This window comes from Arthrobacter sp. KNU-44 (assembly GCF_051843155.1).
Taxonomy (GTDB): domain Bacteria; phylum Actinomycetota; class Actinomycetes; order Actinomycetales; family Micrococcaceae; genus Arthrobacter.
In genome coordinates, this window is sequence record NZ_JBPXNG010000002.1 from 536,899 (window position 1) to 549,483 (window position 12,585).

At 65.1% G+C, this 12,585-nt stretch carries 13 protein-coding genes; 3 read left to right on the forward strand and 10 right to left on the reverse strand.

Annotated elements, in window-relative coordinates; translation table 11 throughout:
• Position 1 precedes the first annotated feature (1 nt).
• The 4 genes from ACSVHC_RS03295 to truB all read right to left on the reverse strand — a co-directional run bounded on the left by ACSVHC_RS03295 (position 2) and on the right by truB (position 2,831).
• Positions 2-985 (reverse strand): bifunctional riboflavin kinase/FAD synthetase, encoded by a 984-nt coding sequence (locus ACSVHC_RS03295; RefSeq protein ID WP_437773100.1) that lies wholly within the window; start codon positions 983-985, stop codon positions 2-4.
• Between the two features lie 117 nt (positions 986-1,102).
• Positions 1,103-1,552, reverse strand: coding sequence for a hypothetical protein (locus ACSVHC_RS03300; protein WP_437773099.1), 450 nt, complete (start codon positions 1,550-1,552; stop codon positions 1,103-1,105).
• 2 nt (positions 1,553-1,554) lie between these two features.
• Positions 1,555-1,908 (reverse strand): hypothetical protein, encoded by a 354-nt coding sequence (locus tag ACSVHC_RS03305; protein ID WP_437773098.1) that lies wholly within the window; start codon positions 1,906-1,908, stop codon positions 1,555-1,557.
• Positions 1,909-1,910: 2 nt separating this feature from the next.
• The gene (gene truB, locus ACSVHC_RS03310) at positions 1,911-2,831 is read right to left on the reverse strand and encodes a tRNA pseudouridine(55) synthase TruB (RefSeq protein ID WP_437773097.1); all 921 of its coding nucleotides are present in this window, start codon (positions 2,829-2,831) and stop codon (positions 1,911-1,913) included.
• Positions 2,832-2,917: 86 nt separating this feature from the next.
• Here truB and ACSVHC_RS03315 point away from each other — a divergent pair, with 86 nt between their 5' ends.
• Positions 2,918-4,072, forward strand: coding sequence for a pyridoxal phosphate-dependent aminotransferase (locus ACSVHC_RS03315; protein ID WP_437773096.1), 1,155 nt, complete (start codon positions 2,918-2,920; stop codon positions 4,070-4,072).
• A gap of 12 nt (positions 4,073-4,084) precedes the next feature.
• Here ACSVHC_RS03315 and ACSVHC_RS03320 read toward each other — a convergent pair whose 3' ends face one another.
• The 6 genes from ACSVHC_RS03320 to rimP form a co-directional block, all read right to left on the reverse strand.
• A complete protein-coding gene (locus ACSVHC_RS03320) occupies positions 4,085-4,570 on the reverse strand; it encodes a nucleoside deaminase (RefSeq protein WP_437773095.1) in 486 nt (161 codons plus the stop codon).
• Between the two features lie 117 nt (positions 4,571-4,687).
• Positions 4,688-5,197, reverse strand: coding sequence for a 30S ribosome-binding factor RbfA (rbfA, locus tag ACSVHC_RS03325; RefSeq protein ID WP_236816645.1), 510 nt, complete (start codon positions 5,195-5,197; stop codon positions 4,688-4,690).
• Positions 5,198-5,466: 269 nt separating this feature from the next.
• Positions 5,467-8,307, reverse strand: coding sequence for a translation initiation factor IF-2 (infB, locus tag ACSVHC_RS03330; protein WP_437773094.1), 2,841 nt, complete (start codon positions 8,305-8,307; stop codon positions 5,467-5,469).
• Positions 8,308-8,459: 152 nt separating this feature from the next.
• The gene (locus ACSVHC_RS03335) at positions 8,460-8,801 is read right to left on the reverse strand and encodes a YlxR family protein (protein ID WP_437773093.1); all 342 of its coding nucleotides are present in this window, start codon (positions 8,799-8,801) and stop codon (positions 8,460-8,462) included.
• 223 nt (positions 8,802-9,024) lie between these two features.
• A complete protein-coding gene (gene nusA, locus ACSVHC_RS03340) occupies positions 9,025-10,005 on the reverse strand; it encodes a transcription termination factor NusA (protein WP_236816636.1) in 981 nt (326 codons plus the stop codon).
• Positions 10,005-10,628, reverse strand: a complete 624-nt coding sequence (gene rimP / locus ACSVHC_RS03345) for a ribosome maturation factor RimP (RefSeq protein ID WP_437773092.1) — start codon at positions 10,626-10,628, stop codon at positions 10,005-10,007. Before rimP ends, nusA begins: the two co-directional genes overlap by 1 nt.
• 167 nt (positions 10,629-10,795) lie before the next feature.
• Here rimP and ACSVHC_RS03350 point away from each other — a divergent pair, with 167 nt between their 5' ends.
• Positions 10,796-11,797, forward strand: coding sequence for a DUF4439 domain-containing protein (locus ACSVHC_RS03350; protein WP_437773091.1), 1,002 nt, complete (start codon positions 10,796-10,798; stop codon positions 11,795-11,797).
• A gap of 51 nt (positions 11,798-11,848) precedes the next feature.
• Positions 11,849-12,577, forward strand: a complete 729-nt coding sequence (locus ACSVHC_RS03355; RefSeq protein WP_437773090.1) for a VIT1/CCC1 transporter family protein — start codon at positions 11,849-11,851, stop codon at positions 12,575-12,577.
• The last annotated feature ends 8 nt before the right edge of the window (positions 12,578-12,585 follow it).

A 12,585-nucleotide genomic window follows, 5' to 3' on the forward strand; every position in this document is an offset into this window, starting at 1 on the left:
GCTACTTGTCCAGCAGGAGATCGTGGGCCTGGGCGACGTCCAGGCGCATCTGCTCTACGAGGGCCTCGGGTCCGCGGTAGGCCACCATGCCCCGCAGCCTCGAAGTGAATTCCACCACGACGGTCTGGCCGTAGAGGTTGAAGTCCTCCACTTCCTCCTCCGGGCGGTCGATCACGTGGGCTTCCACCTGCCGGCTCACGCCGTCGAACGTGGGGTTGGAACCGACCGAAATCGCGGCGGGCCAGCGGGTTCCGGATTCGTCCACGAGCCAGCCGGCGTAGATTCCATCCGCGGGGACGTAGCCCGTGGCGCCGTGGTCCAGGTTCGCCGTGGGAAAGCCCAGGGCGCGTCCCCGCGCGGCGCCGTGGACCACTTCGCCGCGCATCCTGTGCGGGCGGCCGAGGACGGCAGCCGCGGTCTCGACGTCGCCCTCGGCGAGGGCCTCGCGCACCCAGGTGGAGGAACAGCGACGGTCCGTGCCGCCGTCGTCGTGCACGGGAAAGCCTTCCGCGCCGAATTCGTTGACCACGTGGACGCCGAATCCGAGTTTCTTGCCCAATTCCTGCATGGTGCCGACGTCGCCGGAATTTCCCACGCCGAAACGGAGATCGTGGCCCACAACAACGTGTGCCGCGTGAAGCCCGTCAAGCAGGACGTTGACGACGAATTCCTCGGGCGTCATGGCCGCAAGCGTGAGGTTGTACTTCATGACGAGGATGGCATCCACGCCCGTGTCGGCCAGGGCATCGAGCTTGTCCTGCAAGCCCATGAGGAGCTCCGGTGCGGAGTCGGGCCGGTGGACCAGGGCCGGGTGGGGATCGAACGTCACGACGACGGACCGCGCGCCGTGCTGCCCCGCGGTGCGCAGAAGCTGCGTCAGCACCTGCTGGTGTCCGCGATGGACGCCGTCAAAGTTGCCGATGGTAACGACGCTGGGACCGAAATCCTCGGGGACCTCAGTGGGATCGTTCCAGATGTGGACCATCAACCTCGCCTTTTACTGCTGGTATTCGCTATGCCCGGCGCCTGGTCCGGCGCCGGAATTCTCTAAGGTTACCCGCTATCCCTGGGCTGGCATGCCCGGGTGGCGGAGCCCCGATTTCTAGTGCGGGAGCCGTGCCGGGCGCCGACGGTAGAGCCACAACAGGCCCAGGACCGGCAGGATCAACGGGACAAAGCCGTATCCGCGTCCGAACAAGGACCACACGGTGTCGTGCGGGAAAGCCACAGGATCGAAAAGGCTGATCGCGCCAACCACCAGCACCCCGACCATCTCCACGAGGACGGCCGCCAGCGATACCTTGAACCACGTGCGGCCCGGCTTCGCGAGGGAGACTGTGGCCACGATGTACACCACGGCGGCGAAGGCCGAAAGGATGTGGGCCAAGGGAGCATCCGAGAACTTCGTCAGGATCTGGTAGCCGGCACGGGCCGTCGCCGAGATCGCGAAGACTGCGTAGACCGCAATCAACAGCCTCCCGGGCCCGGTATTGCGGGTGTCCGGGTTCTTCTTCCCGGTGGTTTCAACAGTCACTTCGTGTGCTTCTTCCAATGTCAGTACCAGATCTGGTTCATGCGGGCCGCCATGACCAATGCGGTGACGCCCACGGCGCCCATGACGAAATTGCTCCAACGGGTCCGTTCCAGGATGGACCAGTACACCGCGACGACGGGGAGGATGAGCGCCGTGACGATGTAGCCCCAGAATTCCCAGGGCTCCCCCGCGATCTTTTCACCCATCGCGACGCGGATGATCGATCCCACCAGATAGACCAGCAGGACGAGTTCGACGGCGGCAACGGACAGTATGGTGACGTCGTTGGGGGCCTTCTTCATGATGCCCGCCACGACGCAAATGACGGTGGACAGCAGGCCCACCACAAGGACAGCGTAAAAGTATCCGTCCATGGCTAGTGTGCCTGCTTTTCGTTGTCAGGCGCGAACACGAGGACGGGCTTGGCGAAACTCCCCGCATCGGCCAACAACGCCACGAGCTCCCCTGATGGAGAGAACGCAGCAGCCGGGTTCTCGGCGGTGGCTGCGTCGGCCGTGCCGGCAGCGGGTCCCGCGGCGATCCTGCGGCCAAACGAGATCTCGGTGGTTTCGGCGTCGCTCAACTCCCGGTTGGGCATGAGCGCGCGGGCGGCGGCGGACATGTCGAGGACTTCCAGTTCCTCGGCAAGCTGTTCGAGGGTGCGGGCCTGCGCCAGGGAGTACGGCCCCACTTGGGTGCGGCGCAGCACCGTGAGATGGCCGCCGACGCCGAGAGCCTCGCCAAGGTCGCGCGCCAGCGCGCGGATGTAGGTGCCCGAGGAGCACTCGACAGTCACATCGATGTCGACGACCCTGCCGTCGTCGACCCTCCGGATGGCATGGATCTCGAATCGGTGGATGGTCACCGGCCGGGCGGCGAGCTTGACCTCTTGACCCGAACGGACGCGCGCGTAGGACCGTTCGCCGTTGACCTTGATGGCGCTGACGCTGCTGGGAACCTGCTGGATTTCGCCACTGAGCTGCGCGACGCCGGCACGGATGGCTTCCTCGGTGACTCCGGCGGCGCTGCGGCTTTCGGTGATGTCCCCTTCGGCATCGTCCGTGATGGTTGATTCGCCGAGCCGGATGGTGGCGGAGTACGTCTTGGAGGTGCCGACGATGTAGGTCAACAGTCTCGTGGCCTTGTTGATGCCAAGCACGAGGACCCCGGTGGCCATGGGATCCAGGGTCCCTGCATGGCCGACTTTCCGGGTACCGGCCAGTCGCCGCATCCGTCCAACCACATCGTGGCTGGTCCATCCTTGCGGCTTGTCAACGATTACCAGTCCAGAAAGCACGCCTCCCAGTATATCCGCGTCGAGGCATGCATCCTGCGGCCCCCGGCTTCCCTGAACGGTCCGGGTGCGCAGCTAAGATGGCTCCCATGCCTGAGCTTGCCGCACACGTCCGCGAAGTGCCCGTGAACCAGATCCGCGAAATTACCGAGGCCGCCTGGAGCACCCCCGGGGCAATTGTCCTTAGCATCGGCGAGCCCGGCTTCGCGCTCCCCCGGCACATCCTGGACGCGGGGATCGCGTGTCTGGACAGGGACGAGACCAACTACACCCCCAATGCCGGGATCCCGGCGCTGCGTGAGGCCTTTGCCGACCGCTTCCGTGCCCACAACAAAGTGGACCTCGGGGCGGAGCGCGTGTATGTCGTCGACGGGGCCCAGCAGGGACTGCATTTCGCCATGAGCCTGCTCCTCTCCCCCGGCGACGAGATCCTGATTCCTAATCCTGGCTACCCCACTTTTGCCATGACGAGCCATTTGCTGCACGCCATTCCGGTGCACTATCCGCTCTACCCCGAGCACGAGTTCCAACCCCGCATCGAGGACATCGAGGCACTGATCACTCCCCGTACCAAGGTGTTGGTCCTGAATTCGCCTTCCAATCCCCTGGGCGCGGTAATCTGCGAGGAAACAACGCGCCAGCTCGTGGAATTGGCCGTCAAACACGATCTGTGGATCATTTCGGATGAATGCTACGAAGCCTTCACCTTCGACGTTCCGCACACGAGTCCCGCCCGCTTCGACAGCACCGTTCCCGGGGAGGCGCGCGTTTTCACGTCCCTGACTTTGTCCAAAACGTACGGGCTGACCGGGCTGCGGATCGGGGCGCTCATTTGCCCGCCGGGCCTGGAACGGAAGATGAACAACGTCATGGAAGCGATCGTTTCCTGCGTGGCTTCGCCTTCCCAGTACGCGGCAGTCGCGGCGCTGACCGGCCCGCAGGACTATGTGGACACCGCGCGGGAGCATTACCGTTCCAACCGCGACGCCGCCTCGGCAGTGCTCGCGGAAAAGCGCATTCCCTTCCTGGGCGCCCAAGGCGCTTTCTATCTCTGGGCGGACGTCTCGCATGTAAGCGGCGGGGACGTGCGTACTTGGGTGCGCACCTTCCTGGCGGACGCTGGAGTGGCCGTGGCGCCGGGGACCGCTTTTGGTTCCATCGGCGAGGGGTGGATCAGGATCGCTTTGTGCGGTGACCACCAGCAGCTGCTCGACGGCGTCGGGCGGCTTCCGGGCCGCGTTTAGGGCCTGACGATCTCAGTATTTGGTCCGGCTCTTGTGCCCGCGCCAAGCATCGAAGGGAGCCTCCGATGCGGCGACCTCCGTATGGTGGACGGGCAAAAGTTCAGGCCTGTTGCCATCGAAATATTCGTAGAACACTGCATCGTCGAAGCCCGCGGCTGCGGCCCCGTGCCGATCTGCGGCAAAGTAGACGCGGCTTACCCTGCCCCACAGGGCGGCCGAGAGGCACAACGGGCATGGTTCGCAGCTTGAATAGAGCACCGAGCCGCTGAGATCGAAGCTTCCCAGTTCCGACGCCGCCCGCCGGATGGCCACCACTTCTGCGTGCGCTGTGGGGTCGTTATCGCGGGTGACCCGGTTGACGCCGTCATGGAGCCGTCCGTCCGGCGTGACCACGACGGCGCCGAAAGGGCCGCCGCCGTCGGCCACGTTCTGAACCGCGAGCCGCAGGGCGTATTCGAGGTAATCTTCGGGACTCTGAGCTGCATCGTGCGCCGACATGCTCCGATCTTAGCGACGGCCCATCAATTTGGCCCGGCTTTTCGCGGTTAAACAAAGAAGGACCGGATCCGGCAGTTCTAAGAACTGCGGATCCGGTCCCACCCGGGAAGCGCTGGACTACTTGCCGCCGTCTTCGTCGATGTCTTCATCGGCACGGAGGTCGATGTCTTCTTCATCAAAGTCGTCTTCGTCGATGTCCGCATCCTGCGGGGCATCGCTCTTGTACGGGTCCGCATCGCCTGCGTGCTTGGCGCCGGCAGCCAGCGCGGCTACCTCGGCGTCGCGCTGCTTGGCGGTGCGCAACAGCTCCTCAAGGTTCGAGGCGTTGACCGGAATAAGGTCCGCAACGAATTCCAAGGTAGGAGTCAGCCGCACGGTGATGTTACGGCCCACTTCCTGGCGCAAAACACCCTTGGCCTTCTCCAACGCCCGAACAGCATCAGAATGAGCGGCTTCGTCACCGAAGACGGTGTAGTACACGGTGGCGTGCTGAAGATCGTTGGTGACGCGGGCATCGGTAATAGTGATGCCCTCAACCCGAGGATCCTTGATCCGCCGGCCCAGTGCCTCAGCAACAACAACCTTAATCCGCTGCGCCAACTTGGCAGCGCGTGCCGGATCAGCCATTTCAACTCCTAAAATTTTGCGTACGACGGCGCGTTAGCAACTTGCGTACTTAAGTCTAAAAATGCCACTCGCCAAAAAAGGTCCGGAACGGACCGCGAGCTTCCCACCGAGGCCCGTGGAGCCGATATGGGGGCCCGGGAGTGGCATCGGGCCTGCCGAAGCTGGGCGGCAAAGGATCGCAGATCCTTTGCCGCCCAGCGTAGGGGCGGGGCCCCCATATCGGCGGAACGGGCCGGGGCCGCCCGAGAGCAGCACCGGCCTGCGACACTTTAGACGCGCGGCTTTTCGCGCATCTCGAAGGTCTCGATGATGTCACCTTCGTTGATGTCGTTGTACGAGCCAAGACCGATACCACACTCGAAGTCCGTGCGGACCTCGGTGGCGTCGTCCTTGAAGCGCTTGAGCGTCTCAACGGTGAGGTTGTCGCCGATGACCTTGCCATCGCGGCTGACGCGTGCCTTCGTGTTACGGCGGATGATGCCCGAGCGCACGATGGAACCGGCGATGTTTCCGAACTTGGAAGAACGGAAGACTTCGCGGACCTCGGCGGTACCGAGCTGGACTTCCTCGTACTCCGGCTTGAGCATGCCCTTGAGGGCCAGCTCGATGTCATCGATTGCCGAGTAGATGACGGAGTAGAAGCGCATGTCCACGCCTTCACGATCGGCAAGGTCGGCCACGCGCTCGGCGGGCTTGACGTTGAAGCCGATGATGATGGCGTTGTCCACCGTGGCGAGGTTGACGTCGTTCTGCGTGATGGCACCCACACCGCGGTGGATGACGCGCAGTTGAACGTCTTCGTCGCCGACGTCGATCTTGAGCAGTGCGTCTTCGAGGGCTTCAACGGCACCGGAAACGTCACCCTTGAGGATGAGGTTGAGGGTGTCGATCTTGCCCGCGGCAACTGCCTGGTCGAAGTCTTCCAGGCTGATGCGCTTGCGACGCTTGGCCAGTGCCGCGTTGCGGTCGGCTGCTTCACGCTTTTCAGCGATCTGGCGGGCCGTACGCTCGTCAGAGGTCACTAGGAAGGTGTCACCTGCACGCGGAACGTTGGACAGACCCAGGACCTGGACCGGACGGGACGGAAGCGCGACGTCGAGGGCGTTGCCGTCTTCGTCGAACATGGCACGGACGCGGCCGTGGGCCGTACCCGCCACGATCGTGTCACCAACGGCCAGGGTACCGGACTGGACCAGGACGGTGGCCACGGAACCGCGGCCCTTGTCCAGGTTCGCTTCGATGGCAATGCCTCGAGCATCCTTGTCCGGGTTGGCGCGCAGGTCCAAAGCGGCGTCTGCGGTCAGCAGGACGGCGTCGATCAGTTCGTCGATGTTGATGTTCTGGCGGGCAGAAACCTCAACGAACATGGTGTCGCCACCGTATTCTTCGGGAACCAGACCGTACTCGGTGAGCTGGCCCTTGACCTTGTCCGGGTTCGCACCTTCCTTGTCGATCTTGTTGACCGCGACGACGATCGGCACGTTGGCCGCTTGTGCGTGGTTGAGTGCTTCCACCGTCTGCGGCATGACGCCGTCGTCGGCTGCGACAACCAGGATGGCGATGTCGGTGACCTTGGCACCACGTGCACGCATGGCGGTGAACGCCTCGTGACCGGGGGTGTCAATGAAGGTGATGTCGCGCGGAGTGCCTTCGTGGATGTGGCTGATCTGGTAGGCACCGATGTGCTGCGTGATGCCGCCGTGTTCGCCGGCAACCACGTTGGTCTTCCGGATGGCGTCGAGCAGTCGGGTCTTACCGTGGTCAACGTGACCCATGACGGTGACAACCGGGGGACGCGGTTCGAGGACGTCGTCGCCTTCGGCTTCCAGCTCGGCATCGAGGTCAATGTCGAAGGAGTCGAGGAGCTCGCGCTCTTCGTCTTCCGGCGAAACTACCTGGATCTTGTAGCCGAGTTCAACACCGAGCAGGCCGAAGGTGTCTTCGTCCAGCGACTGCGTAGCCGTTGCCATTTCACCGAGGTGGAACAGTACGGTCACCAGTGCGGCGGGGTTCGCCTCGATCTTGTCGGCGAAGTCCGTAATGGACGAGCCACGACGGAGCCGGACTACGGTGTTGCCGTCGCCGCGGGGTACGGATACGCCGCCCAGCGACGGAGCACTCATCTGCTCCAGTTCCTGACGCTTTGCACGCTTCGACTTGCGCTGCTTGCCGCGTCCTGCGCCACCCTTACCGAAGGCACCTTGGGTACCTCCGCGTCCGCGGCCACCCTTGCCGAAGCCTCCGCCGGCGGGAGCTCCGCCACCGGTGCCTGCGCCAGGAGCGCCACCCGGACGGCCGGGGCCGCCGCCACCGGGACGGCCAGCGCCACCGGGACGGCCTGCGCCACCGGGAGCGGGACGCTCGGTACGGTTGGGCATCATGCCCGGGGTAGGACGGTTTCCTGCGGGGCCACCTGCGGGACGCGGAGCGCCCGGACGGGGAGCACCGGGACGCGGAGCGCCCGGACGCGGACCACCGGAACCGGCTGCGGGGCGGGGACCGCCTGCGCCGGCCGCGGGACGCGGACCGCCGGGACGTTCGCCGTCAGTGCGGCCACCGGAACGGGGCATGCCCTGCGATGTTGCGAAGGGGTTGTTGCCCGGACGGGGAGGACGCTCGCCGTCGCCACGGCCGCGGGGCATGCCCTGCGAGGTCGCGAACGGGTTGTTGCCCGGACGGGGGCCGCCCGGCCGCGGTGCCTGGCTGCCCGGACGTGCCGGGGCAGGGGCTTCGGCCTTGGGTGCCGGACGGGCACCCGGCTTGGCGGAAATAGGACTTGCAGCAGCTGCGGGAGCCGCAGGTGCCGCCGGGGCGGGGGTCTCAGCCTTGGGGGCGGGAACCGGAGCCTTGGGCGCAGCGGGGCCCGGAGCCGGGCGGGATGCTGCGGGTGCGGCAGGTGCCGCGGGGGCTGCAACGCGAGGTGCTGCCGGGGCAGCGGCCTTTGCAGCGCCGGCACCCGGGTAGGCGTCGCGAAGCTTCTTCACGACCGGTGCCTCAATTGTTGAAGAGGCGGAGCGAACGAATTCGCCCAATTCCTGCAGTTTCGTCACTGCATCTTTGGAAGTAATACCGAGCTCTTTGGCGAGCTCATGTACGCGGACCTTGGCCACATTTCTCCTGTCTCGGTCCGCACCGAGCCAGGCACGAACCGTCTAATTCTTACTGCGGGCCCCTGCCGCGAACGCGGCGGATAGGCCCTGTGCAGAGCGCAACAAAGTTGTCATCGTTGCGCACTCATCGCTGGGAACTCATCGGGTTTCCATCAGTTTTCTGACCCGCTTTCAGGTTTGGACGGTTTTCCTGCTTTCACTTCAGTGTCCGCAGGGGGTATGACTGCCGCCAGGTAGCTTTCGACGGCGGTGACTTCACTTGCGCCCGCGAGGGCCCTTGCGAAAGCACGCCGTTTGCTTGCCAGCGTCAGGCATGTAGTGCTGGGGTGCAGCCACGCACCCCGGCCAGCCATCCGGCGTCGTTCATCCACCAGGACGACGGGTGACCCGCCGCCTTCGGCGACAAGCCGGATCAACTCGCTCCGCTTGCCTTGTTTCCGGCATCCGATGCAGGTGCGCACAGGCTGGTGCCTGGTGTGAAGCAGTTCAGTCACTGGGTGTATCAACCTGCCTCAGTGTCTTTACCTGTCTTCTGCGGTTCTGCTTTGCTCGGCGCCCGCCCTTGCCTTGCCGGGGTTATCGCCCCGTAAGTCGCGAGCACGCCAAAGCGCACGGATACCGGGCATAGGCCCGGTTCCATCTATTCTAAGCCCCCGAGGGCCCGGCCACCGAATCCACAAGGTGCGCGGATCCGGGGCTGGGCGCCATGTGGTCTGTTTAGTTGCCCTTGGCCGGAGCGGCATCAGAGACGATGTCGATCCGCCAGCCGGTCAGCTTGGCTGCGAGCCGGGCGTTCTGGCCTTCCTTGCCGATGGCGAGGGACAGCTGGTAGTCGGGAACAACCACCCGGGCGGAGCGCGTGGCTTCGTCGGTGATCGTGACGGAATTCACGCGCGACGGCGACAGGGAGTTGGCGATGAAGGTCGCCGGGTCTTCGCTGAAGTCGACGATGTCGATCTTTTCGTCGTTGAGTTCGGTCATGACTGCGCGGACGCGGGAGCCCATTTCACCAATGCAAGCACCCTTGGCGTTGATGCCGGGAGTGTTGGCTTTGACGGCCATCTTGGTCCGGTGTCCGGCTTCGCGGGCCAGTGCCACGATCTCGACCGAACGGTCCGCGATCTCCGGGACTTCCAGCTCGAAAAGCTTCCGGACGAGGCCCGGGTGTGAGCGCGACAGCGTGATTGAGGGTCCCTTGGCGCCGCGGTGGACGTCCACCACGAACGCACGCAGGCGGTTGCCGTGGGTGTACTTCTCCCCCGGAACCTGCTCGGGCGGCGGCAGCAGCGCTTCCACGGAACCGAGGTTCACCTGGATCATGTGCGGGTTGTTGCCCTGCTGGATCAGGCCGGCGACGAGTTCGCCTTCACGGCCCTTGAATTCGCCGAGGACGTTGTCGTCCTCGACGTCGCGCAGGCGCTGCAGGATGATCTGCCGTGCGGTGCTCGCCGCAATGCGGCCAAATCCCGCAGGAGTGTCCTCGAACTCGCCGATGGCTTCGCCGTCGTCGTCGATTTCCGTGGCCCAAATGGTCACGTGCCCGCTCTTGCGGTCCAGCTCTGCACGGGCCTTTTCGAAAGCGCCCGGCGTCTTGTGGTAAGCCACCAGGAGCGCCTGCTCGATGGTGGGAATCAGGAGGTCCAGCGGGATTTCACGCTCACGCTCCAGGAGTCTCAGCGCACTCATGTCAATATCCATTAGGCCTCCTCGGAAGGTCCGTTGTACTCGTCTTCCAGCACGGCCTCGTTGAGGTGGCTGAACTCTATCTCGACTTTTCCTTGGCGGATCCTGTCGAAAGGAATTTTCACGGGTTCGCCCTGCTTGGGCTTCATGCCCTTCTTGACCTCTTGCTCGGGAACCAGGGTGACGCCGGCGTCGTCGACGGACTGGATACGCCCGGTCAGGTTCTCTCCCTGGATCACGTTGACCTTGACCATGCGCCCGCGGGCCCGGTGCCAGTGGCGGGGCTCCGTCAGGGGCCGGCCGACGCCGGGCGAGGAGACCTCGAGGTCGTAAGGCCGGCCGTCGGTGCGGGGATCGTTGTCCAGGATGTCCGAAAGGGCCCTGGAGATTTCCGCGATGACGTCAAGGCTGACGCCGCCGGTTTCCTCCTGGGGCAGGTCGATGACCACGTGGACAACCCGGTGCGAACCGGCAACCTGGATGGCAACATCCTCAAGATAGAGCCGGCTCGCCAGGACGGCAGGCGCCAGAAGGGCCTTCAGCCTGCTCTCCTCGGGGTTGCGGACCTCGTGTTGCGCTGGACTCGTAGGATCCGTTCCAGCCTGGTCTGTTGAAGTCGTGGCTTCCGAATGACTCACTGGCCAGCCGCCTCCCGATAGATGATGTTGTGACTACTAGCTTAACGACATTTACGGCGGCGTGGTGCACGGGGACTCCTTGCGGGAGACGCAAGTTGTCCGCGGGCGTGACACCATAGTCTGTTGTGAACCACGAGACTGTTGAGAAACCACGGAGCCATGGCTGGATGAGGGCCATCCTGCTGGCATTCCTCGCAGTCCTCGTCCTAGGAGTCGGCGCCGTGCTTGTCCCGCGGGACGCCCCAAGGCCCCCAGCGGTGCCGTTTTCCGAAACCGCCCGTTCCGAAGCGCTCTCTTCGGCCGGGACGCTCCTGGGCAGCGCATCGCTCCTGGAGAGCACGGACACTGTGATATTGCTGACAAGCCAGACGCAAGCGCTGCTGCAACCTTCCGGCTCTTCGGGATCGAATACCTCCACGGCTTCCCCAAGCCCCGGTGCCACCCAGGAGCGCCCAACGCGGGCCGGCTTTGTCTCCGCGCTCGCCTTGAGCGCTTCCCGTCGCTTGGCGGACGCCGCGGACGCCGACGGCGGCATGGCACGGCTGCTTGCCGCCGTCGGGACCGCCCAGTTGCTTGAGTCATCACGGCTGGCCGCGACCTGGGGGTTGCCGCTACCGGCGACCCCGGCCGGGGTGAGTTCCGCCCCGACGCCGCCCCCCAGCTGCACTGCCTCCCCGGGCACGTCGACGGCACCGCCACACGGAACGGCGCCCACCAAGGCCGATCTGCCCGCAGCCCTTGCCGCCGTCGTCAGCTCCGAACAGGAGGCGATCTATGCCTACCAAGTGGCCCTGACCAAGCTGGACGCGAAGGCATCGGCGACGGCAGCCACCTGGTTGGCGCGCCATCAGGAGCTGCTCCGGGGAGCGGAGGCCCAGGGCCGGCTGCACTGCATCGCGACACCGCCACGGGAGGCCGGCTATCGCCTGCCTGCCACTTTCGCCGCCAAACCCGCACTCGCGCTGGGAAGCATGGAAGCCAGCTCGCTGACTGCCTATGCCGACCTCGTGGCATTGTCAGAGGGCGAGACGCGGCAGTGGGCTATAGACGGACTTGTCGACGCCGCCAAACGCAGCCAGGCCTGGGGAACTCCGGTTGGCCCGTTCGCCGGACTGTCGATCGACAGCACGGCACTCCCCCCGCTGCCGGACAGCAGTCCGGCTCCATAGGAAAGCCTTTCTTTGCTGGCGGCAGCAGTCTTCAGGTGCTTGGCTTGTACCATGGCTTCCATCGAAACTGCAGCCCTGCATGAGAACGAACCACACGCCAACGACCTCGCCCACCGGCTCAACTGGCTTCGGGCAGGCGTCCTTGGCGCCAATGACGGAATCGTCTCCGTCGCCGCCATCGTGGTGGGCGTCGCCGGCGCCACGACGAACACCGGAGCCATCCTCACTGCGGGAGCCGCCGGACTCGTGGGTGGCGCGGTGTCCATGGCACTCGGCGAGTACGTATCCGTCAGCAGCCAGAGCGACAGCCAAAAGGCGCTCATCGAGAAGGAACGGCGGGAACTCGCCGAGGAACCCGAAGAAGAGCTGGCCGAATTGACTGCGATCTACGAGGCCAAGGGCCTGCGGCCTGAAACCGCGCGGAAAGTCGCTGCGGAGTTGACGGAGCACGACGCCTTGGCCGCTCACCTTTCGGCCGAATTGAACATCGACCAGGACGACATCGTCAGCCCGTGGCATGCGGCCTTCGCGTCCGCCATTGCCTTCACCCTCGGCGCGGTGCTGCCCATGCTCGCGATTCTGCTCCCGCCCCCGGGGCTGCGTGTCCCGCTGACCTTCATTTCCGTGCTGCTCGCGCTCGCAATCACCGGAGCCATAGGAGCATGGATCGGCGGCAGCTCGAAGACCCGCGCCGCCGTGCGCGTCGTCATCGGCGGAGCCCTTGCGCTTGCCGCGACGTTCTTCATCGGAAGCCTCTTGGGCTCCTCCGGAGTGGTCTGAACCGCTCC

Excerpts from the sequence above, each read along its gene's own strand:
- ACSVHC_RS03295 (WP_437773100.1), bottom strand. The coding sequence starts at position 985 with ATGGTCCACATCTGGAACGATCCCACTGAGGTCCCCGAGGATTTCGGT.
- ACSVHC_RS03305 (WP_437773098.1), bottom strand. The coding sequence starts at position 1,908 with ATGGACGGATACTTTTACGCTGTCCTTGTGGTGGGCCTGCTGTCCACC.
- ACSVHC_RS03315 (WP_437773096.1), top strand. The coding sequence starts at position 2,918 with ATGCCTGAGCTTGCCGCACACGTCCGCGAAGTGCCCGTGAACCAGATC.
- ACSVHC_RS03320 (WP_437773095.1), bottom strand. The coding sequence starts at position 4,570 with ATGTCGGCGCACGATGCAGCTCAGAGTCCCGAAGATTACCTCGAATAC.
- rbfA (WP_236816645.1), bottom strand. The coding sequence starts at position 5,197 with ATGGCTGATCCGGCACGCGCTGCCAAGTTGGCGCAGCGGATTAAGGTT.
- nusA (WP_236816636.1), bottom strand. The coding sequence starts at position 10,005 with ATGGATATTGACATGAGTGCGCTGAGACTCCTGGAGCGTGAGCGTGAA.
- ACSVHC_RS03350 (WP_437773091.1), top strand. The coding sequence starts at position 10,796 with ATGAGGGCCATCCTGCTGGCATTCCTCGCAGTCCTCGTCCTAGGAGTC.
- ACSVHC_RS03355 (WP_437773090.1), top strand. The coding sequence starts at position 11,849 with ATGGCTTCCATCGAAACTGCAGCCCTGCATGAGAACGAACCACACGCC.